The organism is Piscinibacter sp. XHJ-5, assembly GCF_029855045.1.
Lineage (GTDB): Bacteria > Pseudomonadota > Gammaproteobacteria > Burkholderiales > Burkholderiaceae_C > Albitalea.
In genome coordinates, this window is the sequence record NZ_CP123228.1 from 5,112,666 (window position 1) to 5,134,705 (window position 22,040).

The 22,040-nt window shown below is 68.1% G+C and carries 25 protein-coding genes; 9 read left to right on the forward strand and 16 right to left on the reverse strand.

The window, feature by feature from the left end:
- Nucleotides 1-17 precede the first annotated feature (17 nt).
- The 9 genes from P7V53_RS24105 to P7V53_RS24145 are packed head-to-tail and all read right to left on the reverse strand — an operon-like array spanning nucleotide 18 to nucleotide 8,015.
- The gene (locus P7V53_RS24105) at nucleotides 18-830 is read right to left on the reverse strand and encodes a rhodanese-like domain-containing protein (RefSeq protein WP_280152036.1); all 813 of its coding nucleotides are present in this window, start codon (nucleotides 828-830) and stop codon (nucleotides 18-20) included.
- Nucleotides 827-1,132: a DUF971 domain-containing protein gene (locus P7V53_RS24110; protein ID WP_280152037.1), complete on the reverse strand. Its 306-nt coding sequence runs from the start codon at nucleotides 1,130-1,132 to the stop codon at nucleotides 827-829. Before P7V53_RS24110 ends, P7V53_RS24105 begins: the two co-directional genes overlap by 4 nt.
- Nucleotides 1,129-2,118 (reverse strand): HEAT repeat domain-containing protein, encoded by a 990-nt coding sequence (locus P7V53_RS24115; RefSeq protein ID WP_280152038.1) that lies wholly within the window; start codon nucleotides 2,116-2,118, stop codon nucleotides 1,129-1,131. The genes P7V53_RS24110 and P7V53_RS24115 overlap by 4 nt, the downstream gene beginning before the upstream one ends.
- Before the next feature lie 4 nt (nucleotides 2,119-2,122).
- On the reverse strand, nucleotides 2,123-2,977 hold the full coding sequence (locus P7V53_RS24120; protein ID WP_280152039.1) for an ABC transporter ATP-binding protein: 855 nt from the start codon (nucleotides 2,975-2,977) through the stop codon (nucleotides 2,123-2,125).
- On the reverse strand, nucleotides 2,974-3,810 hold the full coding sequence (locus P7V53_RS24125; RefSeq protein WP_280156603.1) for an ABC transporter permease: 837 nt from the start codon (nucleotides 3,808-3,810) through the stop codon (nucleotides 2,974-2,976). Before P7V53_RS24125 ends, P7V53_RS24120 begins: the two co-directional genes overlap by 4 nt.
- Before the next feature lie 12 nt (nucleotides 3,811-3,822).
- Entirely contained in the window at nucleotides 3,823-5,226 is a 1,404-nt protein-coding gene (locus tag P7V53_RS24130; RefSeq protein ID WP_280152040.1) for an ABC transporter substrate-binding protein, read from the reverse strand.
- Between the two features lie 20 nt (nucleotides 5,227-5,246).
- On the reverse strand, nucleotides 5,247-5,492 hold the full coding sequence (locus tag P7V53_RS24135; RefSeq protein WP_280152041.1) for a ferredoxin family protein: 246 nt from the start codon (nucleotides 5,490-5,492) through the stop codon (nucleotides 5,247-5,249).
- A gap of 23 nt (nucleotides 5,493-5,515) precedes the next feature.
- Nucleotides 5,516-7,252: a fumarate reductase/succinate dehydrogenase flavoprotein subunit gene (locus P7V53_RS24140; RefSeq protein ID WP_280152042.1), complete on the reverse strand. Its 1,737-nt coding sequence runs from the start codon at nucleotides 7,250-7,252 to the stop codon at nucleotides 5,516-5,518.
- 1 nt (nucleotide 7,253) lies between these two features.
- Nucleotides 7,254-8,015, reverse strand: coding sequence for a GntR family transcriptional regulator (locus P7V53_RS24145; protein ID WP_280152043.1), 762 nt, complete (start codon nucleotides 8,013-8,015; stop codon nucleotides 7,254-7,256).
- Nucleotides 8,016-8,174: 159 nt separating this feature from the next.
- On the opposite strand from P7V53_RS24145, the gene P7V53_RS24150 reads away from it, so the two are divergent.
- The 7 genes from P7V53_RS24150 to P7V53_RS24180 all read left to right on the forward strand — a co-directional run bounded on the left by P7V53_RS24150 (nucleotide 8,175) and on the right by P7V53_RS24180 (nucleotide 14,512).
- The gene (locus P7V53_RS24150; RefSeq protein WP_280152044.1) at nucleotides 8,175-9,086 is read left to right on the forward strand and encodes a fatty acid desaturase; all 912 of its coding nucleotides are present in this window, start codon (nucleotides 8,175-8,177) and stop codon (nucleotides 9,084-9,086) included.
- The gene (locus tag P7V53_RS24155; RefSeq protein ID WP_280152045.1) at nucleotides 9,083-9,883 is read left to right on the forward strand and encodes a PhnD/SsuA/transferrin family substrate-binding protein; all 801 of its coding nucleotides are present in this window, start codon (nucleotides 9,083-9,085) and stop codon (nucleotides 9,881-9,883) included. Before P7V53_RS24150 ends, P7V53_RS24155 begins: the two co-directional genes overlap by 4 nt.
- 132 nt (nucleotides 9,884-10,015) lie before the next feature.
- Nucleotides 10,016-10,483 (forward strand): rhodanese-like domain-containing protein, encoded by a 468-nt coding sequence (locus P7V53_RS24160; RefSeq protein ID WP_280152046.1) that lies wholly within the window; start codon nucleotides 10,016-10,018, stop codon nucleotides 10,481-10,483.
- 108 nt (nucleotides 10,484-10,591) lie between these two features.
- The gene (gene epsC, locus P7V53_RS24165; RefSeq protein WP_280152047.1) at nucleotides 10,592-11,506 is read left to right on the forward strand and encodes a serine O-acetyltransferase EpsC; all 915 of its coding nucleotides are present in this window, start codon (nucleotides 10,592-10,594) and stop codon (nucleotides 11,504-11,506) included.
- Nucleotides 11,503-11,742: a helix-turn-helix transcriptional regulator gene (locus tag P7V53_RS24170; RefSeq protein ID WP_280152048.1), complete on the forward strand. Its 240-nt coding sequence runs from the start codon at nucleotides 11,503-11,505 to the stop codon at nucleotides 11,740-11,742. The genes epsC and P7V53_RS24170 overlap by 4 nt, the downstream gene beginning before the upstream one ends.
- 116 nt (nucleotides 11,743-11,858) lie before the next feature.
- Nucleotides 11,859-12,788: a family 2A encapsulin nanocompartment shell protein gene (locus P7V53_RS24175; protein ID WP_280152049.1), complete on the forward strand. Its 930-nt coding sequence runs from the start codon at nucleotides 11,859-11,861 to the stop codon at nucleotides 12,786-12,788.
- An 8-nt stretch (nucleotides 12,789-12,796) separates the two neighbouring features.
- Nucleotides 12,797-14,512 (forward strand): family 2A encapsulin nanocompartment cargo protein cysteine desulfurase, encoded by a 1,716-nt coding sequence (locus tag P7V53_RS24180; RefSeq protein ID WP_280152050.1) that lies wholly within the window; start codon nucleotides 12,797-12,799, stop codon nucleotides 14,510-14,512.
- 111 nt (nucleotides 14,513-14,623) lie between these two features.
- On the opposite strand, the gene tauD is transcribed toward P7V53_RS24180, so the two are convergent.
- From tauD to P7V53_RS24205, 5 genes are all read right to left on the reverse strand, one after another.
- The gene (gene tauD / locus P7V53_RS24185; RefSeq protein ID WP_348273448.1) at nucleotides 14,624-15,451 is read right to left on the reverse strand and encodes a taurine dioxygenase; all 828 of its coding nucleotides are present in this window, start codon (nucleotides 15,449-15,451) and stop codon (nucleotides 14,624-14,626) included.
- 8 nt (nucleotides 15,452-15,459) lie between these two features.
- On the reverse strand, nucleotides 15,460-16,323 hold the full coding sequence (locus P7V53_RS24190; RefSeq protein WP_280152051.1) for an ABC transporter permease subunit: 864 nt from the start codon (nucleotides 16,321-16,323) through the stop codon (nucleotides 15,460-15,462).
- Entirely contained in the window at nucleotides 16,316-17,104 is a 789-nt protein-coding gene (locus P7V53_RS24195) for an ATP-binding cassette domain-containing protein (protein WP_280152052.1), read from the reverse strand. Before P7V53_RS24195 ends, P7V53_RS24190 begins: the two co-directional genes overlap by 8 nt.
- Nucleotides 17,105-17,114: 10 nt before the next feature.
- Complete coding sequence (gene tauA / locus P7V53_RS24200) at nucleotides 17,115-18,050, reverse strand: taurine ABC transporter substrate-binding protein (RefSeq protein ID WP_280156605.1); 936 nt, start codon at nucleotides 18,048-18,050, stop codon at nucleotides 17,115-17,117.
- A 538-nt stretch (nucleotides 18,051-18,588) separates the two neighbouring features.
- Nucleotides 18,589-19,515, reverse strand: coding sequence for a LysR family transcriptional regulator (locus tag P7V53_RS24205; protein WP_280152053.1), 927 nt, complete (start codon nucleotides 19,513-19,515; stop codon nucleotides 18,589-18,591).
- 151 nt (nucleotides 19,516-19,666) lie between these two features.
- Here P7V53_RS24205 and P7V53_RS24210 point away from each other — a divergent pair, with 151 nt between their 5' ends.
- A complete protein-coding gene (locus P7V53_RS24210) occupies nucleotides 19,667-20,416 on the forward strand; it encodes an SDR family oxidoreductase (protein ID WP_280152054.1) in 750 nt (249 codons plus the stop codon).
- A gap of 248 nt (nucleotides 20,417-20,664) precedes the next feature.
- Nucleotides 20,665-21,039, forward strand: a complete 375-nt coding sequence (locus P7V53_RS24215) for an antibiotic biosynthesis monooxygenase (protein ID WP_280152055.1) — start codon at nucleotides 20,665-20,667, stop codon at nucleotides 21,037-21,039.
- An 86-nt stretch (nucleotides 21,040-21,125) separates the two neighbouring features.
- On the opposite strand, the gene P7V53_RS24220 is transcribed toward P7V53_RS24215, so the two are convergent.
- Both P7V53_RS24220 and P7V53_RS24225 read right to left on the reverse strand, forming a co-directional pair.
- Nucleotides 21,126-21,218, reverse strand: a complete 93-nt coding sequence (locus P7V53_RS24220) for a substrate-binding domain-containing protein (RefSeq protein WP_348273449.1) — start codon at nucleotides 21,216-21,218, stop codon at nucleotides 21,126-21,128.
- A 185-nt stretch (nucleotides 21,219-21,403) separates the two neighbouring features.
- The gene (locus P7V53_RS24225) at nucleotides 21,404-21,958 is read right to left on the reverse strand and encodes an ECF-type sigma factor (protein WP_280152056.1); all 555 of its coding nucleotides are present in this window, start codon (nucleotides 21,956-21,958) and stop codon (nucleotides 21,404-21,406) included.
- Nucleotides 21,959-22,040: the final 82 nt, after the last annotated feature.

Below are 22,040 nucleotides of genomic sequence, written 5' to 3' on the forward strand. Positions count from 1 at the left end.
GCGACTTCAACAGCCTGCTAAGGTTTGACCACCGGGCAGGCCCCGTCCGCCGCCCAGTCCGAGAAGCCCAGGTAATACGCGCGCACGTCGCGGTGCCCCGCGACGACCGCGGCCAGTGCCGCCAGCGCCGCACGGCCACCGGCATCGCAATGCGTCACCACAGGCCGGTCGGCAGACACGCCGGCGGAGGACAGCCTCTCGCGCAGCTTCTCCGCGGATTTCAACGTTCCATCGGCCTTGAGCAGTTCGGCATGGGGCACCGATCGGGCTCCGGGCAGGTGTCCGCCTCGGCGGTTCGAGCGGAGGTCCTGGCCGACATGCTCATTGCGTGTGCGCGCATCCAGCACCTGCACGTCGCCGTCCAATGCCTCGCGCAGTTCATCCCGTGCGATCAGCTTCACCGTCGGCGCATGGGACGCGGGACGCCTGTACACAACGGGTGTCGGCGTATTCGCGCTTTGCTCGGGTCCAAAGCCCTGCAGTGCGCGAAGCACCGGCCAGCCGCCATCCAGCACCTGCACGTCGACGCCGTGCCATTGCAGGATGAACCAGGCGCGCGCGGCCTCGGTCATGCGTCCGTCGTCGTGGACGACGACCGGCTTGCGGCCATCGATGCCCAGCGCACCGATCTCGGACTCCCAGACATCGACCCGTTGCAGCGCACCGTCGCCCGTGCGAGCCAGCCGCTCCCAGCGCTTGATGTCCAGATGCACGGCTCCCGGTGCATGCCCCTGGTCGTACTCGGAGCGGTCCCGTACGTCCAGCACATGCCCTTGCCGTGTTTCGAGGAATGCAGGGGCCGAAACAAGGGGCTGGGAGATGGTTGTCATGGTGACGTGTCAGTACCGCGCGAGCCCAGCTCGCGCAGCAACGGCCAAGGATAGATGCCGCGCGCATGGCCGTCGCTGAAGCTCAGCTGCAGCGCGTACTGCCCCACGAGCTTTGCATCCGTCAGCGCGATGCCTCGATAGACCGGCGACGGATGCCCGCCCAGCAGGGCCGCGCGGCAGTGGGCGCATCGGCACTCGGCTCGCAGCGCCTGCGCAGGAAGGACGGTGTCGCCATCGGGCCATCGCAGCCGCAGATGCGCAACCTCCAGCTCGATCGCCTCGGGGAACGGAGCGGCGCTCATTGCAGCCGTTGCCGCGCGATGCGCGCAGCCTTGCGCACTTCCGGATCGGGGTCCGCGTCGGCAGCGTCCAACGCGGGCAGCGCGCGCACGTCACCCACCTCGCCCAGCGCGATGGCGGCTTCCTTGCGCAGGTTGCCGGCACGGTGCGTGAGCGCTTCGATCAGCACCGGAAGGGACGTCGCATCGCGCAGGCGGCCCAGGGATCGCGCCGCACGCAGACGTACCTGCCAGTAGTCGTCCTCCATCGCCTGGCGCAAGGCCGAGCAGGCGGCGGCTCGCTGCGCGCCCGCTTCCAAGGGCTGCGCCAGCTTGCCCAGCGTTGTGGCGGCCTCTTCCCGCACCTGCCAGGCGGCATCGCGCAGGGCGGCGCACAACGCGGGCAGCACCGACGCCGCTCGATCCGGATCCGCCAGGCCGAGCGACCCGGTCGCCGCGCGGCGCACTTCGGCGTCGCCATCGCCCTGGGCAAGATGCGCGAGCTCGGGCAGCGCCGGTGCATGCCTGAGCCAGCCGAGCACCCCGACGGCCTCGCGGCGAACGGCCGCATCGGCATGCGCCAGCGCTGCCGTGGCAGGCCCGGCGGCGGCCGCGATGCGCAGTTCCTTCAGTGCCCGCAGCACGGCAGCGCAGACGAAGCCGTCCTCGTGGCCGACCCGATGAACGAGGCGCGACCCGGCCGCAGCGTCCTTGAGCTCGGCGAGCGCCTGCGCAGCCGCCTCGCGGACCCCCGGCTCGTCGGCGAGCGCATCGGCCAGCGCGTCCACCACATTGCCATCGTCCCACCCAGCGAGCGCACGGGCCGCCTCGGCCCGCAGCGCGGGATCGGGATCCTGGCGCAGCAGCGCGGCGATGGCCGGCAGCAGCGTCTCGTCCTCCACGTCGGCGAAGTCGAGCAGCGCCACGCGCCGCACACCGGCGTCGGTGCTGGCCAGGCGTTGCTGCAGGTCGGTCACCTGCGGATCGGTATCGGTCGGTACGAGGGTCATGGCATCAGGTGGCGAAGCGCCATTGCGGCGCCGCGGACGTCGGTCCGAGCGGCGTCAGCCGCTCGTGCGCGGGTGCGTGATCGTCATGGCGCAGCAAGGCCAGGCAGCGGCGCTTGAGCGTGACGAAGTCGGGATGGGTCAGGTGCTCGGCGCGGCGCGGCCGCTCGAAGCGAACCGACAGTTCCTCGACGATGCGGCCCGGACGCGCGCTGAGCACGAGCACGCGATCGGCGAGGAACAGCGCCTCGTCGATGTCGTGCGTCACGAAGACGACGGTCGGCCCCAGGCGGGCCCACAGCTCGAGCAGCAGCTCCTGCATGCGCACCCGCGTGAGCGCATCCAGCGCGCCGAAGGGCTCGTCCATCAGCAGCACGCGCGGATGGTTGATGAGCACGCGGGCGATCTCCACGCGCTGCTGCATGCCGCCGGAGAGCTCGCGCGGATAGCGACGCTCGAAGCCGGCCAGCCCCACCATCTCGATCAGGGCGTGCGCCTCGCGTTCGCGCGTGGGACGGTCCACGCCTTTCATCTTCAGTCCGTACGCGACGTTGTCGAGCACCGTCTTCCACGGAAACAGCGTGTGCTGCTGGAACACCAGGCCGCGCTCGGGCTCGGGCCCTTCGATGGCGGCGCCATCGAGCCGCAACGCGCCACGCGCCACGCGAAGATGGCCGGCGAGTGCGCCGAGCAGCGTCGACTTGCCGCAGCCCGAGGGACCCAGCAGGCAGATGAACTCTCCCGGCGCTGCAGCGATCGACACGTCGTGCAGCACTTCGAAGCGCCCTGCTCCTTCGCCCACCTCGATGCTGACGTGCTCGATCGCGATGTGGCCGCCGTGCGGCGCCGCCAACGTCGTCATCGCAGCTCCCGTTGCGGCCGGTACCAGGGCATCAGCCGCGTGCCGGCCCATTGGATGAGCGCGCTGCTGCCCATGCCGAGCGCGCCGATCACCAGCATGCCGACGACGATGTTCGGATAGTTCTGCACCGTGTACGACTCCCAGGTGAAGTAGCCGATCCCGTACTGGCCGGCAATCATCTCGGCGGTGACCAGGCAGAACCAGCAGGTGCCCATGCCGATCGACAAGCCGGTGACGATGCTGGGCGCCGCCCCCGGCGCGATCACCTCGGCGAACAGCCGCCAGCGGCGCGTGCCGAGGCTGCGCGCCGAGGCGACGAGGCGCGGGTCGATGGCTTCCACGCCGTGGATGGTGTTCAGCAGGATCGGGAACACCGCGCCGGTGAAGGTGATGAACACCATGCTGCCCTCGGACGACGGAAACATCAGGATCGCCAGCGGAATCCATGCGACCGCGGGGATCGGGCGCAGCACCTCCAGCGGCGGCAGCAGCGCGGTGCGCGCCCAGCGCAGGCGCCCGATCAGCAGCCCGAATCCCACGCCGACGATCAGCGCGGCGCCAAAGCCGAAGCCGATGCGCATCAGGCTGCTCGCCAGGTGCGCGCCCAGCTTCGGGGACTGCAGCAGCTGCCATGCGGCGTTCAACACCTCGGCCGGCGGCGGCACGTTGGCGAAGGTGACGAGGCCGAGGTTCAGGCGCTGCGCGGCGGCCAGATGCCACAGCAGCACGCACACGGCCAACGACGCGAGCTGCAGCGACTTGCGCGCCCAGCGGGTCGGGGGCGATTTCGCCGCCGGCGGGTTGGCGAGCGGCAGGGATGCCGCGGAAGGCACTGCGCTCATGATCTACAGCGAGACCTTTGCCGCCGACCGGGCGCCGGCGAAGTCCAGCACGCGCCCCTTGTTGGCGGCGGCATAGGCCGCGGCCGCATCCTTCTGCAGGAACGCACTGAGCTGCCCCTTCGCGTCGATCGCGTACCACGCCGTGGGCGCCAGCAGCTTGATGCGGTGGATCAGGTCGTGCACGTACACCGCACGCGCCGCTCCGCCGGCGCGCTCGATCTTTTGCAGGTCGGCCAGCGAGTTCTCGATGCTGGCGTAATGCCTCACCTTGGGTTCGCCGCGCACCCAGATGCCCGCGGCGCGCTGCACGTCGGCGATGGACCTGCCGGTGACCGCGTCGTTGGCCTTCAGCGGCAGCTTGTCGCGCTGGGCCAGACGCGCCTCGTAGCTCAGGCCCGATTGCTTGAAGGCCGCACGGATGTACTGGTCGTCGACGAAGGTGTCGGCGTTGAGCGTCGAATCGCGGCCCATCAGCTTCAGCGTCTCGATGGAAGTCCTGAGCGCCTGCCGGTACTCCGGCTTCCAGGTGAAGTCGCGCGTCTGCAGGCCCAGCGGCCCGTGATAGAGATAGTTCACCGCAGCATCGATGCCAGTCACTTTCTCGATCAGCTCGCTGTACTTCTCGGGCTCTGCGGCGATCAGCCGATCGGCCTCCAGCGCCGCGCGCAGGAAGGCAATCACGATCTCGGGATGCTTGCGCGCGTATTCGGCGTTGACCAGCGAACCGTGGTAGGTCGGGGTGTTCGCCTGCGAGCCGTCGTAGATCTTGCGCGCGATCCCGCGGTGCTCGAAGAGCTCGGCGAATGGCACGAAGTCGGCGTGCGCCTCGATCTTGCCGGCCTGCAGCGCCGGGCCTGCGACCTCCGGCGCCTGGGTGATGATGTTCACGTCCTTCTGCGGGTCCCAGCCCTGCGCAGCCACCGCGCGCAGCAGCATGCCGTGCGCCGTGGAGGCGAAGGGCACCGAGATCGTGCGGCCCTTCAGTTCCGACAGCAGCGTGACCTTCGAGTCGCGGGGCACCACGATGCCGTTGCCGCTGCCCAGCGTGCTGCCCGACAGCACGGTGATGAACAGGCTCTGCTTGCCGGCCTTGAGGAAGGCAGCGCCGTTGTTGGAGCCCGGGAAGTCGGCCATCGAGCCGATGTCGAGCTTGTCGGCCACCATCTCGTTGGTCAGCGGCGCACCGGAAGTGAAGTTCTTCCACTGGATGTCGTAGGTGACGTCCTTGTACTTTCCGTCGCGCGGCAGGTACTTCTCCAGCAGCTTCAGCTCGCGGATCAGCAGGCCGCCGGTGGCGCAGTTGATCGTGGTGTCCTGCGTGCCGATGGCCACGCGGATGGTTTCGGCCTGCGCGCCGGCCAGCGCGCCGGCGAGCAGCAAGGCGCTCAAGGGCTTGATGAGGTTCACGGTCTCTCTCCGGTTGTCGTCTATCGCAGCAGGTAGGGAATGTCGACGTGCACGGCGCCGGTCGGGCAGTCCTTCTCGCAGGGCATGCAGTACCAGCACTCGTCGAACTTCATGTAGGCCGACCCCTTGACGAGATCGATGGCGAGCACGTCCAGCGGACAGACGTCGACGCAGACGGTGCAGCCCTTGTCGGCGATGCACTTGTCGGCATCGACCGTGACGGGAACGGCGCTGGGGTGGAAGGCGAGGGGCGCGAGGATCTGCATGCGCGTTTCTCCTGTCGTTGAGGTCATGCGGGGACGGCGCCCAGCGGAGTCGCGATGCGCAGGCGCCGGTAGGCGTCGCGCTCGGTGTCGGCGACGGGAACGATGTAGGGCTCGATCGGGCGCTTGAAACTCTGCATCTCGCCGCGTTCGCCCTTTTTCAGCTGGGCGTGGCAGAACCACTCGGCGTCGTTGCGCTCTGGAAAGTCGACGCGCGCGTGATACAGCCCCCAGCGGCTTTCGGTGCGGTACAGCGACGCGCGCGCCGCCATCTCGGCGCAGTCGCGGATCGCATGTACCTCGAGGGCACGCATCAGCTCATGGGGCTCGCTCGCCTTGAGCCGTTCCAGGTCCTCGCGGATGGCCTCGAAGCGCTCCAGTCCGATCTCCATCTTGCGCGTGACCTTCGGCGGCTGGAGGTAGTCGTTGACCATGCGGCGCAGCTTGTATTCGACCTGGTTGGGCGGCAGGCCGTCTTCGCGCTGCAGCGGCGCCCAGACGCGCGCACGCTCCTGCTCGACCTGCGCGCCGTCCAGCGGCGCAAAGTCGTGCGCCTGACAGAACTCCGCGCTGCTCTCGCCCGCCAGGCGGCCATACACGAAGGCGCCCAGCATGTAGTTGTGCGGCACGCAGGCCATGTCGCCGGCGGCGTGGAGCCCGGGCACGGTCGTCTGCGCGTGCTCGTCGACCCACACGCCGGACGCCGAATGGCCGCTGCACAGGCCGATCTCGGAGATGTGCATTTCCACCATGCGCTCGCGGTAGTCGGTGCCGCGCCCGGCGTGGAAGCGGCCGCGGCTGGGCCGTTCGTTGGTGTGCAGGATCGTCTCGATCGTCGAGATCGTCTCTTCGGCCAAGTGGTCGAGCTTGAGAAACACCGGGCCCTTGCCGCCGTGCAGCTCCTGGTGGAATTCCCACATCATCTGGCCGCTCCAGTAGTCGCACTCGATGAAGCGCTGCCCCGCCGCGTTGGTGGTGTAGCCGCCGAAGGGGCCGGTGACGTAGGCGCAGGCCGGCCCGTTGTAGTCCTTGATCAGCGGGTTGATCTGGAAGCACTCGATGCCCGAGAGCTCGGCGCCGGCGTGATACGCCATGGCGTAGCCGTCGCCTGAGTTGGTCGGGTTCTCGTAGGTGCCGAAGAGGTAGCCCGAAGCCGGCAGGCCCAGGCGCCCTGCCGCGCCGCAACTCAGCACCACGGCCTTGGCCCGGATGACGTGGAAGTCGGCGGTGCGGCAGTCGAAGCCCATCACGCCCGCGATGCGCCCGTCGTCGCCGGTGAGCAGGCGCGTCGCCACCAGCCGGTTGGTGATCTCCACCCGTGCCCGCTTCAGCTGGCGGTACAGCACCTTCTTGATGTCGTGCCCCTCGGGCATGGGGAGCACGTAGCTGCCCATGTGGTGCACCTTCTTCACGGCGTAGTCGCCGGTCTCGTCCTTCTCGAAGCGAACGCCCCAGCGGTCCAGCTCCTCGATCATCGCGAAGCTGTTCGCTGCGTAGGCCATCACCGTCTTCTGATTGACGATGCCGTCGTTCGCGATGGTGATCTCGCGCACGTACTGCTCCGGCGTCGCGTGGCCGGGAATGACGGCGTTGTTCAGCCCGTCCATGCCCATGGAGATGGCGCCGCTGCGCTTGACGTTGGCTTTGTCCAGCAGCAGCACGCGCAAGGCGGGGTTTGCCTGCTTCGCCTTCACGGCGGCCATGGGGCCGGCCGTGCCGCCGCCGACCACGACAACATCGAACTCATGCTCGAAGGTCTGCATGTCAGGCGTCCTGATGGCGTTGGCGGTCGACGCGCAGCCGGTACTGGAACGTGTCGGCGCGGAAGTAGAGGAACTCGAAGTCGATCGGCCTGTGATGGGTGTCGTGCGTCAGTCGCTCGATGCGCATCACCGGCGCGCCCTCGCCGATGCGCAGGGCCGCGGCCATCTGCGCGTCTGCCAGCGTGGCGTCGATCTTCAGATCGGCATGGCCGAGCGGCAGGGCGCACTCGTTTTCGATGATGAGAAAGATGTCGCGTGTGAGCAGATCGGCCTGGGCGAGCTTGCGCCCCAGCGGCGCCGGCACGTAGGTGAGCTCCAGCGACACCGGTTCCCGGTCGAGCAGGCGCACGCGGCGGATCTCGGTCACCGCCGCACCCTCTGCCATTTGCAGACGCTGAGCCACCTGCGCGTCCGCCGCGATGAAGCGCAGGTCGAGCAGCTGGTTGACCACCTCGTGGCCCATCGCCGACATCGACTCGGCGAATCCCATCAGGCTGCTGACGTTCTGGAACGCCTTGGGCCGCGAGACGAAGCTGCCCTTGCCCTGCAACGTGTAGATGAGCCCTTCGCGCTGCAGATCTGCCATCGCCTGGCGCACCGTGATGCGGCTGACGCCGAAGCTCGCGCCCAGCTCGCTCTCGGAGGGCAGCTGCGACAGCGGCGCGCAGCTGCCGTCGAGGATGCGCGCACGCAGCGTGTTCTTGATCTGCGCGTGCAGCGGGCCACTGGGCAATGGGATCAGCTCGGCGGTGTTCGACTTCATCGGCACGACTTGTTATGACGAGTGGCCGGGAGCGTAGCCATGGGGCTTCCGCTTGTTAAACAAGATCGCCGCATATCGATATCGGGTCATCGCCCCGCATAAGCAACCGCTCATTGCTTCGTTGGCTTCGGCTGCGGTGGCGGGTACGGTCTGGCCACCATGCCGCCCGCATCACCCGACCATCCGTCGCACGCAGAGTGGCCGACCTGGGGCCTGATGGCGGCCATCCATTGCGGTTGGCTGCTCGCCGCGCGGCATGCCCAGGCGCTCGGTCCGCTGCCGGCTTGTGTCGTGCTCGCGATCCTCGCGTGCTGGTTCATGAGCTTCCAGCATGAACTGCTGCACGGTCATCCGACGCGACACCAGGCCGTGAACCGATGGCTCGGGTTGCTGCCGCTCGCAGTCTGGTACCCGTACGACATCTACCGCGCCACACATCTCGCCCACCACCGTGACGAGACCTTGACGCTGCCCGGCATCGATCCCGAGAGCAACTACATCGCGGCTGGCGACTTCGCCAAGATGCCGCGCTGGTTCAGGCCATTGTGGTTCGCGCAACGCACGGTTGCCGGCCGCGTGCTGCTCGGCCCCGCCCTCGTCATCGTCCCTCTCTGGCTGGACATCGTCCGCAAGCCATGGCGCGGCGACTTCTCGCAGTCGCGCCTGTGGGCGCAGCACCTGTTGCTGCTGGGCGCATTGCTGTGGGGACTCCATCGCTACGCCGGGATCGGGCCAGTGCAGTACCTGTTCGGCGTGGGTTACCCCGCGCTCGGCCTGGCCATGCTGCGCTCGTTCTACGAGCATCGGCCGGCCAACGATCCGGCCCACCGTGTGGTCATCAACGAAGCCGGATGGTTCTGGCGGCTGCTGTTCCTCAACAACAACTACCATGCGGTCCACCATGAGGCACCCCACGTACCGTGGTACCGCATCCGGGCGCACTACCTGGCCGATCGCGATCGTGTGCTGCATCGCAACGGACGCTTCCTGGTCCACGGCTACGGCGCGCTGATGCGGCGCCATGCCCTGAGGCCCATCGATTCACCGATCCATCCGGAAGCCCGCCCATGAGCGACTGCTGTGCATCGCTGCCGATGTACGACGTCGATCGCGACGCGGTGCAAGCCTGGTGGCGCTGCCTCGCCCGCGCCATGCGCGCCGAAGGGCTCGCGGGAGTGCCATCGCGGGTCGAATGGCCGCAAGATCTGAACGCGCACTGGCGCGACCCCACGCTGCTGCTGAGCCAGGCGTGCGGATACCCGCTGGTCACAGGGCTCGCGGATGCGGTCGAGGTCGTCGGCGCATTCCGCTATGCAGCACCGGGCTGCGAGGGCATTGACTACCGTAGCGAGCTGGTGGCGCGGGAGCAGGACGCCAGCCGGGGTATCGAGCACTTCCGCGGGCGCGTGGCAGCGTTCAACGCGCGCGGGTCCCACTCGGGATGCAACGCGCTGCGCGCGCTGGTGGCGCCGCTGGCGGACCGAGGACGGTTCTTCTCCCGCGCGGTCCGATCGGGATCGCATCGCGAATCCATCGCGCTGGTTCGGGACGGGCACGCCGACATCGCTGCGGTCGACTGCGTCAGCCTGGCTCTTTTCAGACTGCACGCACCCGAGCTGCTGAAGGGACTGCGCATTGTCGGCAGCACGGCGGCCGCGCCGGGCTTGCCGCTGGTGACATCGCGCCGCCGGCCGCCGGACGAGGTGCAAGCGCTGCGACGTGCGTTGATCGCCGCCTGTACCGAGCCTGCCTTCGATGGACAGCGCGAAGCGCTCCTCATCGAAGGATTCGAAGCGGCTGCAGCGCCTTGCTGGGATCGCATCGACCTGATGCGTCGCGCCGGCGAGGCGCTGGTCGACTTCGACTGATCGGGCTCGGGCCGCGCTGGCGGCTGCTTCGCCGGACAACCAGCACGAGGCAGATAAGCAAGCGCGATTTCGTTCGTTTCCCGTACGCATTGGCGTCTATAGCCTTCATCCCGAAATCGAAAGGAACGACCCATGACTGCCCTGCTTGTCGAACTGCCCCGCCCGAGCGTCCTGGAGGAAGCACGCTCGCTTGCACGCGAAGCCAAGCTGCCCTATTCGGGCGGCGTGGCACCGGCCGACGCATGGGCGCTGGCCCGCAGCGGCCAGGCGGTGCTGGTGGACGTGCGCTCCGCCGAGGAGCGCACATTCGTGGGTCGCGTGCCCGACAGCCTGCACGTGCCCTGGGCGACCGGCACGAGCCTGACGCGCAATCCGCGCTTCGTGCGCGAGCTGGAGGCCAAGGTAGGCAAGCAGGCCATCGTGCTGCTGCTGTGCCGCAGCGGCAAGCGCTCGGCACTTGCCGCCGAGGCGGCGACCAAGGCCGGCTTCCAGAGCGTCTTCAATGTGCTCGAGGGCTTCGAAGGCGAGCTCGATGCGCAGCAGCAGCGTGGCCACTTCGACGGCTGGCGTCATCGCGGCCTGCCGTGGGCACAAGACTGAACAAGCAGTGGGCGGCGCACTGCCGCTTTGAAGGCGCTCGCTGCCCAAGGTCCACGGAGGCCTTGCGTGGCCTTGGAAACCGCCGCGAAACGACAAACGGGGGGATTCATGAGCCTGTTCGAGCTGGACGACGTGGTGGCCGGTCTGCGGGAGGCGCGCGAGTGCTGGCGCAGCGCGCAGCAGCGGCCGCTGGAGCTGGCCGTGCGCGAGCTGCCCGACCGCGCTCAGGTCGCGGAGGCGGTGGACGCCTTGAGCTCGGCGCTGTTCCCGCTGCGGCTCGGACCGCCGCAGCTCAATCGCGAGGGCGAGGACTTCTTCGTCGGCCACACGCTGGACCTCGCGCTGCACACGCTGCGCGCGCAGGTACAGCTGGAGCTGCAGTACGCTGCCCGGCTCGATGGCCGCCGTGCGGATGATCTCGATGCACGGGCCAAGGCGATCGTGCGGCAATTCGCGCAGGGGCTGCCCGGCATCCGCGAGCTGCTCGACACCGATGTCCTCGCGGCCTACCGCGGCGACCCGGCCGCGCGCAGCGTCGACGAGGTGCTGCTGTGCTATCCCGGCATCACGGCGGTGATCCACCACCGCCTCGCGCACCGCTTGTACAGCCTGGAGCTTCCGCTGCTGGCGCGCATCGTCGCCGAGCTGGCTCATGCGCGAACGGGCATCGACATCCATCCAGGCGCTCGCATCGGCGCGGGCTTCTTCATCGATCACGGCACGGGCGTCGTCATCGGCGAAACCGCGGTGATCGGCGAGCGCGTGCGCCTGTATCAGGCGGTGACGCTGGGCGCGAAGCGCTTTCCGGCCGACGACAACGGCGAGCTGCGCAAGGGTTTGCCGCGTCATCCGATCGTCGAGGACGATGTGGTCATCTACGCCGGCGCGACCATCCTCGGCCGTGTGACGATCGGCCGCGGCTCGACGATCGGCGGCAACGTGTGGCTCACGCACAGCGTGCCTGCGGGCAGCCACGTGACCCAGGCGAGCACCCAGCAGCGAGCGGATGAGGTTGCTGCATGACCGGCATCGGCGGGCGCTTCGGGCGCACGGTGCGCGAGTTGCGCGAGGCCCAGGGCTGGTCGCAGGAGCATCTCGCCGCGCTGGCCGAGCTCAATCGCACGTACCTCGGCGACGTCGAGCGCGGCAACGCGATGCCGTCGCTCGACACCGCGGCCAAGCTCGCGCGTGCCTTGCGCGTGGGTCTTGGCGCGCTGCTCGAGCGCTGCGAGCAGCAATCGACTGCGTCGATCGCCTGAGCGCGCGCAGCTCGCACTCCATGACGGCTATAGCCGGTTGAAGGCGCCGCTGCGCTCGCGCAGACTCCCTCGGCTTTCTCATATCCATATTCGCTTTCCTTCGATCAGGAGTCTCCATGGCGGACATCGCGACCGCGCAATTGGCCCTCGGCGACAACGCCGCACGACAACTTGCCAATGCCACCAAGACGGCGCCGACGCTGTCGACCATCAGCCCGCGCTGGCTGACGCATCTGCTGCAGTGGGTGCCGGTGGAAGCCGGCATCTACCGGCTCAACAAGGTGCGCAATCCGCAGGACGTGCAGGTGCTGTGCGCCAAGCGCGACGAGTCGGAGCTGCCGAGCACCTTCGTCGACTACGAGGAACAGCCGCGCGAGTACTTCCTCAACGCGGTGAGCGCAGTGCTGGACGTGCACACCCGCGTGTCGGACCTCTACAGCAGCCCGCACGACCAGATCAAGGAGCAGCTGCGCCTGACGATCGAGACGATCAAGGAGACGCAGGAAAGCCAGCTCATCAACAACCCCGACTACGGGTTGCTGGCCAGCGTCGCACCCGAGCAGATCATCTACCCGCTGACCGGCGCGCCAACGCCCGATGACTTCGACGAGCTGCTGACCAAGGTGTGGAAGGAGCCGGCTTTCTTCCTGACGCACCCACTGGCCATCGCCGCCTTCGGTCGCGAGTGCACACGGCGCGGTGTGCCGCCGCCGACCGTGAGCATGTTCGGCTCGCAGTTCCTCACCTGGCGCGGCATTCCGCTCGTGCCGTCGGACAAGGTGCCGGTGGCCGACGGCAAGACCAAGGTCCTGCTGATGCGCGTGGGCGACAAGCGCCAGGGGGTCGTCGGCCTGTTCCAGCCCGGTCTGCCGGGCGAGCAGGGCCCGGGCCTGTCGGTGCGCTTCATGGGAATCAGCCGCAACGCGATCGCGTCGTACCTGATTTCACTCTACTGCTCGCTGGCCGTGCAGACCGACGATGCGCTGGCCGTGCTCGAGGACGTGGAGGTCGGCAAGTACCACGACTATCCGGACACCTACAAGTGACGCCGTCCATGCCGACGCCTGACCTTCTGAACCCGGCACCGCCGACGGGGCTGCCAGACCCGGCCGTGCTGGCGCGGCTCGCCGGCGATTTCTTCGCGGCCATGCCCGGCTCGCCAGGCATCGCCGCGGCGGGCGGCGTGCCGCTGCCGGCCAACCCACAGCCACCCGGGATGTCGCCGCCGCCCGGCGCACTCGGACCTTCGACACCGTCCGCCGTGCCAGTCGGTGCGTTGCCGCCCGGCGCGAACCTGCTGCCGCAATCGCCGCAAACGGCCGCCAACGGCTTCGCCTCGGCGCCATCGTTGTGGCCGCATGCAGTGGCGCCCAACGGCGTGCCCGACCTGCTGCTCGGTGCCGCGCCCGGCTACGACGGACGCCTCGGCAGCCACGCACTGGCCGCGCGGCACCCGGCGAGTGCGCCGTCCTTCTACTTCTTGTCGGAAGCATCCGCGGCACACACGGGCGAAGGCCCCCGCTACAGCGTCGAGCGAGCCGCCGCGCAGCCGCCTTTCGATCTGCAGGCCATCCGCCGTGACTTCCCCATCCTGCGCGAGCGCGTCAACGGCCGGCCGCTCGTGTGGTTCGACAACGCGGCGACGACGCAGAAGCCGCAGGCGGTGATCGACCGACTTTCGCGCTTCTACTCGCACGAGAACTCGAACATCCATCGCGCCGCGCACGAACTCGCCGCGCGCGCAACCGATGCCTACGAAGGCGCACGCGAGTCGGTGAGGCGCTTCATCAACGCACGCGCAGTCGAGGAAATCGTGTTCGTGCGCGGCACCACCGAGGCCATCAACCTCGTGGCCAAGAGCTGGGGTGCGCAGAACATCCGCGAAGGTGACGAGATCGTCGTCTCGCATCTGGAGCACCACGCCAACATCGTGCCCTGGCAGCAGTTGTGTGCCGAGAAGGGCGCGACGCTGCGTGTGATCCCGGTCGATGACAGCGGGCAGGTGCGTCTCGACGAATACCAGCGCCTGCTCAGCGAGCGCACGAAGCTGGTTGCGGTGACGCAGGTGTCCAATGCGCTGGGCACGGTGGTGCCGGTGAAGGAGATCGTCGCGCTGGCGCATCGCGCTGGCGCGAAGGCCCTCGTCGACGGGGCGCAGTCGGTATCGCATATGCGCGTGGACGTGCAGTCGCTCGATGCCGACTTCTTCGTGTTCTCCGGACACAAGATCTTCGGCCCCACCGGTATCGGCGCGCTCTACGGCAAGAGGGCGATCCTGGAGGAGATGCCTCCCTGGCAAGGCGGCGGCAACATGATCGCGGACGTGACCTTCGAGCGCACCGCCTATCACGGCGCACCGGCGCGCTTCGAAGCGGGCACCGGCAATATCGCTGACGCGGTGGGCCTGGGTGCCGCGCTCGAATACGTGGAACGCATCGGCATCGAGGCCATCGGCCAGTACGAGCACGCACTGCTCGACTACGCGACGCAGCGCATGACGCCCATCGCGGGACTGCGCCTGGTCGGCACCGCCCGGGACAAGGCCAGCGTGCTGTCCTTCGTGCTCGAAGGCCATGCCACCGACGAGGTCGGCCGGGCACTCAACGAGGAAGGCATCGCAGTGCGCACCGGTCACCACTGTGCGCAGCCGATCCTGCGCCGCTTCGGCCTGGAGACCACGGTGCGGCCGTCGCTCGCCTTCTACAACACCTGCGAGGAGGTCGATCGGATGGTGGCTGTGGTCAGCGCTCTGGCACGCTCACGCCGCTGAGGCGTACCCGATGATGGAAGCATCGCGCTGGCGGTCGCGTCCTTGCTCATCTTGTGGATCACGCCGCGCTGGAGCTACCGGCCGAGCGGCGCATGACCACGGATCGTCTCGTCAGAACGGCCGATCGCCGAGGATCGTGGCGCGGTGCATCACCCGGCGGTGCGGCAGGTAGTCTGCGGTGGCGTAGTGCTGCGTCAGACGGTTGTCCCAGAACGCGAGATCGTGCGGCTTCCAGCGCCAGCGCACCGTGAACTCGGGCCTGGCGGCGTGCCGCGTCAGCAGGCCCAGCAGCGCGTCGCTCTCCGCCTTGTCGAGCTCCACGATGCGGCTGGTGAAGCCCTCGTTGACGAACAGACCACGCCGACCGCTCGCAGGGTGCGTTCGCACCACCGGGTGCCGCACGGGCGGGTGCTTGTCCCGCGCCGCCTCCCAGCGCATGCGTTCCTGGGGCGTGCGCGCGAAGCGCCAGGCCGGGAAGGACTGCAGGAAGTCGTGCTCCGCATGCAGGGGGTCGATGAAGGCGCGCAGCGGCGCGGACAGGGCTTCATAGGCCGCGATCCCGCTGGACCACAGGGTGTCCCCGCCCAGCGGCGGCAGCAGCTGCGCCGATAGCAATGCCCCCATCGGCGGTGTCTCGATGAAGGTGACGTCGGTGTGCCAGTTGTCGTTGTCCGGCGGATTGTCCAGGCTGGTGTCCAGCAGGATGATCTCCGGCACGTCGGGGTGCTGCGGATAGACCGGGTGGATGTGCAGGTCGCCGAAACGCGCCGCGAAGTCGCGCTGCTGTCGCGCAGTGACCGGTTGATTCTCGAAGAACAGCACGTGATGCTTCAGCAGCGCGGCATGCAAGGCTTCGCGGTCGTCCTCGTGCAGCGGTCGCGTCAGCGTCAGCCCGCTGACGATGGCGCCAATGACCGGGCCCAGGGGTTCGATCTGCAAAGCCATGGTCAGGCGCGGCCCTTCCAGGGCACCAGTTGACTTTCGATCCGACGCATCAGCAGGTCGAACAGCCAGGCCACCGTGCCGATGACCAGGATGCCCATCACGACGATGTCGGTGCGCAGGAAGTTGGACGCATTCAGCACCATCTGACCCAGGCCGAGCGAGGCCGCCACCATCTCGGCCGCCACCAGCGTGGTCCAGCCGAAGCCGATCGCGATGCGCATGCCGACCAGGATGTCCGGCAGCGCGGCGGGCAGGATGACGTGCCGCACCACCTGCCAGCGGCTGGCCCCCATGGAGGCGGCGGCCTGCAGCTGCTCGGCCGATGCGCCGCGCATGCCCGCGCGGGCGGCCAGGGCCAGCGGGGCGAAGCAGCTCAGGTAGATCAGCAGCACCTTCGGCGCCTCGTCGATGCCCAGCCAGATGATGATCAGCGGCAGGTACGACAGCGGCGGCAGCGGCCGGTAGAACTCCAGCGGCGGATCGGCAATGCCCCGCACCACGCGCGACATGCCCATCGCGATCCCCAGCGGCACCGCAGTGACGCAGGCGAGCCCGAAGGCCGAGAACACGCGCCAGAGGCTGGCCGCGAGGTGCTGCCACAGCGGCTTGTCGTTGGCGCGGCCCGAGAGGTAGTCGATGAACTGCGCAGCCACGGCCTGCGGCGAAGGCAGGAAAAGCGGCTTGACCCAACCCGCGTTCGTCACCACGAACCACAGCAGCAGGAGCGCCAGCACCGTGCCCAGGCTGATGCCGGCGCTGGGCCCCTCGCCGGGCGCACCGAAGGCGCTCGTGCGAGGCGGGGCGGCGGGCACGCCCGGCGACGCCGCGCCGAGTGGCGCTTCGGACAGCGCGCGGACCTCAGACATGCGCCGGCTCACGCTGATGGATGAGGCCCAGCACCTCCTCGCGCAACGCGATGAACCCGGGCGACGATTTTTCGCGCCGGGCGTCGCCGTGCTGCAGGAAGCGGCGCGAGAAAGGCAGGTCGTCGAAATGCCGCACGATGCGCCCCGGCCGCGGGCTCATCACGACCAGCCGTGTGCCGAGGAACAGGGCTTCCTCGACCGAGTGCGTGATGAAGAACACCATGCTGCGCGCCCCGGCCCAGGCACGCAGCAAGGTCTCCTGGACCGTTTCGCGGGTGAAGGCGTCGAGCCCGCCCATCGGCTCGTCCATCAGCAGCACGGCCGGATCGTTGGCCAGCGCGCGCGCGATGCCGACGCGCTGCTGCATGCCGCCCGACAGTTCCCACACCGCGCGATCGCCCTGGCCGGCCAGCCCGACGAGCGCCAGCTTCTCGTCCGCCAGAAGCTCGCGCGCGGTGCGCTCGACGCCGCGCAGCCGCAAGCCCAGCGCCACGTTGTCGCGCACGTTCAGCCATGGCATCAGCGCGTGCTTCTGGAACACCACGCCGCGCTCGGCGCCCGGACCGGTGACCGGCTGACCGTCGAGCAGCACCTGGCCGTCCGTGGGCGGCAGAAAGCCGGCGATGCAGTTCAGCAGCGTGGTCTTGCCGCATCCCGACGCACCGACCGCAACGACGAAGTCGTCGTCCTGCATGGACAGGTTCAAGGGCGCCAGGGCCTGGAGGCGGCCGCCGGGAACGGCGTAATGCACGGTCACCGCGCGGATCTCGAGGGTGCGCATCGGGAGATGCCTAGTTGGCGAGCGCCTTCTCGATGTACTGCGTCGTCACGAAGCCCCGGTAGTCCGCCTTCACCTCCTGCACGCGGCCCTGCTCCTTCAGGAACACCGCCGTGTTGGCCAGCGCCTTCGCGGCGCCGCCGCCCAGCCACGTCGGCGAAAGCTGCTCCTGCAGCGACGGGAAGCGGTACAGCGCGATGGCGGCCGGCACGTCCTTCGGGTCGGCCTTGCTCCACTTGGCGATCGCCTTGATCTGCGGCGTCTCGGCGGTCCACCTCGCGCCCTGGGTGCGGTAGGTCTCGTCGGCGCGCGCCAGCGCCTTCACCAACGCGACAAGGAACGACTCATGCTGCGCCGCCCATTTCGCATTGACGATCAGGCCGTCGAAGGTGGGATGGCCCTGCTTGCCGATGGCGCCGGACGTGGCGATGACCTTGCCGCCGGCCTTGGCCCTGGACAGCGCCGGATCCCAGACGAAGGTGGCGTCGATGTCGCCGCGCTCCCAGGCGGCCGCGATCTCGGGCGGCCGCAGGTTCAGCACGTTGACGTCCTTCGGGTCCACACCTTCCTGCTTCAGGCCCACCAGGAGCTGGTAGTGCGAGGTGGAGACGAACGGCGTCGCCACCTTCTTGCCCTTGAGGTCCTTCCAGCCATTGATGCCGCTGCCGTTGCGCGCCACCAGCGCCTCGGCGTCGGCGATGTCGTCCAGGATCCAGAACAGACGGACGTCCTGGCCCTGGCTGGCCGCAGCGGCGATGGGGCTGGACCCCGCTTCGCCGATTTGCACTTCGCCCGAGGCCATCGCACGGATGACATCGCCGCCGCCGCCGAACTGGCGCCAGTTGATCTTGTAGCCGGTGCTCCTCTCCAGTTCCCCCGACTCGATGAGGGTGCGCAACGGCACCAGCATGTCCTGATAGGCGAAGGTCACCTCCTTGGTCTGGGCCATCAGGGCGGTGGACACCAGCAGCGTCGAAGCCGCAAACAAGCGCGCAAGCGAGGACAGGATCGAACGGGAGGTCATGGGTTCACCGAGAGTGGGAGCGAGGGATGCTATGTCGCACCGCCCGTTGGCCCAAGCGCGGAAATCGAAGATGCTTCTTCGCAGCCTCGTCCCGAGCGCATCAGGGCGATCCGCGCGGGCTTCTGGGTGAGCTCATGGATCGTGTGCGGCAGAGACAGGACCTTCATGTCCCGACCAGTGGCCCATCAGATGAAGGCCGGAGCCGGCGTCGCATATGAACGTCAAGTGCGCGCCGGCATCGGATAGCGACACGGAGGCGGACGGGTGCACCAGCAGCTTCGCGACCGCGTCCTCATCCCGAGTTGAGCAGCATCGCGGTGAACTCGGTCTCGAGGTCCTCGGAACAGCGTCGCGCAGTCCATCGTCGAGGGCGTGCGCGGTCAGCACGCCGTGGACGGCGGCATGGTCCTCGTCTGACGGGGACAACAGTTGGGAGGCGCGCGGCCGCCGGCGTCGCGTGTCCTCAGCGCGCCAGAACGAAGGCGTCGATCCCGTGCACCAGGCGCTGAGCGAGCCGGCCGCTCCTGAGCCGATCGAGCCACCACGTCATCGCGCGGCCTTCCTGGTCCCCTCGCCATGCCAGGTAGAGCATGTTCGGTTCACGCGGATCAGCGGTGCGCTTCGACACCAACTCGCCGCGATCGAGCAGCGACTTCACCCGTCGCGCAGGCAGCCAGCCCACGCCGAGACCGTCGCGTTGCGCAAGGATCTTGGCCCGCATTGTCGGCACGGCCAGCGCCGCTTGCCCTCCTAGAACGCCGTAGGCCCGCCCTTGGCTGCGACGGGACGAATCACTCACGACGACCGCGCGGTGCTCGGCGATGACCTCGCGCTCGAGCGGCTCCTGAGCCCCAACCAGGGGATGCCGGGCGGAGACGGCGAAGACCCACTCCATGACACCCAACTCGTGCCAGCCGAGCTTCGGAATGGCGGGCGGCTCGTTGGTGGCACCGATCACGATGTCCGCGCGACCGTCCAGCAATGCCTCCCAAGTGCCGCCCAGGACCTCATGCGTGATTCGCAACGACACACCCGAGCGAAGGGCATCGAAGTCCCGGATCACTGGCAGCAGCGTCTCGAACTCGAGGAGCTCGTCGGTGACTATCCAAAGGCGGTCCTCCCAGCCGCTCGCGACTTGCTTGACGCGTTGAGTCAGGCGCGCCACGTCCTGACTGAGACGCGCCGCCTCGTGCGCCAACAGCTGTCCTGCCGGCGTCAACTGAAGCCGATATCGGCGCCGATCGAACAGCAACGCATCGAAGCGCGTCTCGAGTTGACGTGCCGCATGCGAGACGGTCGAAGGCGCCTTGCCGAGACGCGCTGCGGCGCGCGAAAGGCTCCCGCTCTCCTTGATCGCTTCGAGCAGCTCCAGCTCTTCATCGGACAGCATGTTCGGCTCCTCCCGACGAGGTCGGCGAAATCATCGTACGGCAACACGTTCGACCAACCCGCACATGTTCATCGCGACGGTGGTACGGCAAGACACCGCCGACCTTTCACCATGACGTCACGGCATCGGCCGCAACCAACTGGAGAAAGTCATGAATCGTTTTGAAGGCAAGTCCGTTCTCGTCACCGGCGGCAGCAGCGGCATCGGATTCGCAGCCGCGCAGGCTTTCCTCGCCGAAGGCGCTCGCGTTGTCATCACCGGCCGCGATGCCGCCGCACTCGACAGCGCAAAGGCGCAGCTCAGCGGCAAGGTCGTTGTTGTCCGCAACGACGCCGGCAACATCGGCGCAGCCAACGAGCTTGCCAAAGACATTGCAGCGCAGGGCATCAGCCTCGACGCCGTGTTCATCAACGCCGGCGCGGCCAAGTTCGCCAGCTTCACCGACGTTGACGAAGCACTGTGGGACCAGACGTTCGACACCAACGTCAAGGGCGCCTACTTCCAGATCCAGGCGCTGCTGCCGCTGCTGAACCGCGGCGCCTCGATCGTGCTCAATGGATCGATCAACGCTCACATTGGCATGCCGAGCAGCTCGGTGTACGCAGCCAGCAAGGCAGCGCTGATCTCGCTCGCCAGGACGCTGTCGGCCGAGCTTCTGCCGCGGGGCGTGCGTGTCAACGTGATCAGCCCGGGCCCGATCGCGACGCCGCTGTACGGGAAGCTGGGCTTCGACGCCGCCACCCTCGAAACCATGGCCGCGCAGATCCAGAGCCAGGTTCCCCTGGGCCGCTTCGGCACGCCGGCGGAACTGGCGTCGACCGTGCTGCATCTTTCGGCACCCGAGTCTGCGTTCATCGTCGGCGCCGAGATCATCGTCGACGGCGGCATGAGCCAACTCTGATTCGAGAACCGGCCGCTGCCAGGCCTCAGGGGCGGTAGCCCCGGATCGCTCGATCGGTCGACGCTGAGCTGACCCCACCGCACGGGGTCGGGCCCGGCTCAGCGGGCGATGTCACCGCTCGGGTTGCGGCGAAAGCTAGAGCTTCTGGCTCGCCTGCGCGAGCACAACGAAGACACGAGATCCCGATGGAAAGCCTTGAACATCCGAACTCCCGCCGCGCAACGATGCTTGCGCTTCTCAGCGGTGCCATGGCCCTGGCCCCCGCCCGTTCGCAATCCGCGAACGGGACGCCCGGGAGGAACACCGAGATCGTCTCGTTCGTGGTCTACATCCCGATCAAGCGCAGCGCGAAGGTGCATGGCCGCAAGATGCTGCTGGACGTCATCGCCGCCATGTCGAGCGAGCCGGATTTCGTGAACACCTGGGTCCATCAACAGATGGACGACGAGGACACGATCGTCGTGTACGAGACGTGGGCCTGCTCACGCGAGCACTTTCTCGCACACCATCTGAAGAAGCCATATCGGCAAGCCTACGAAGCGGCGCTGCCGGACTTGCTGTCCGCCGAGCGGCGCATCATCTTCCTCGAGCAGATCGCGGCGTATCCGCAGCGACGTGGTTGAGGCCTGCGCACAGTCCGACTGCGCCATCGCCTGACTCGGCGGAGTCCTGAACGAGGCTGTCGCGCAGTGCCTGCCGGACCCGTCGCTTAGAGCAGCAACTGCGCGGCCTGCCGTCCCATCTGGTTCACGTCGATGCGGACCGTAGTCAGCGGCGGCTCGATGAGGTCGAGCAAGCGCATCTCGTTGTGACTTGTCGTCCGGCACGCAGAGATCGATGATCGAGTCGCCCCACTGTCAGTTGACGAAGCGCCGATTGTGGCGGTGTGCCGCGGGAGCGGTTGTCGAAAGCCTTCGAGAGCGAGCGCACAGGCGGCTCGATCCGCCATCGAAGAAAAGAGCCTCGCTGCGCTCGCAGGCAACGGCGCTACCCGTTCTTCAGGACTTCATACAGGAAGCTGCGGGCCTTCTGCCAGTCGCGCTCGACGGTGCGTACGCTCACGCCGAGCGCGTCGCTGATTTCCTGGTAGTCGAGTCCCACGAAATAGCGCATCTCCACGACGCGGACGAGCCGTTCGTCGATCCGGCTCAGCTCCTCCAGCGACTCGTGGATACGCAGCACCGCATCGCCGTCGGTCGACACGCCGCCTGCCGCCGTATCCAGCGTGACGAACATGTGGCCGCCGCCGCGCCGCTCGGCCTGGTTCTCACGCACCACATCGACCACCACGGAGCGCATCACGCGCGCTGCATAAGCGAGGAAGTGCGAGCGATCGTTGAGCTGGAGCCGGTCTCGCTCCAGAAGCCGAAGGTACGCCTCGTGGACGAGTGAGGTGGTGTCAAGCAGCACGCCGTCGGGTCGGTGGCGCAACTTGGCATGTGCGATGCGGCGCATCTCACCGTAAAGCAGCTCGAACAGCTTGTCGATCTGGAGCGGCTCGCCGCGCCTGGCAGCCATCAGCAAGGTGGTCACGTCGCCCATGTGCCCTCCCGAATACGACAGGGATTCAGTTTGCCAGACAGACGCAAGAACCTGGACAAGTGCGTTGGCCGGGGATGGCTCT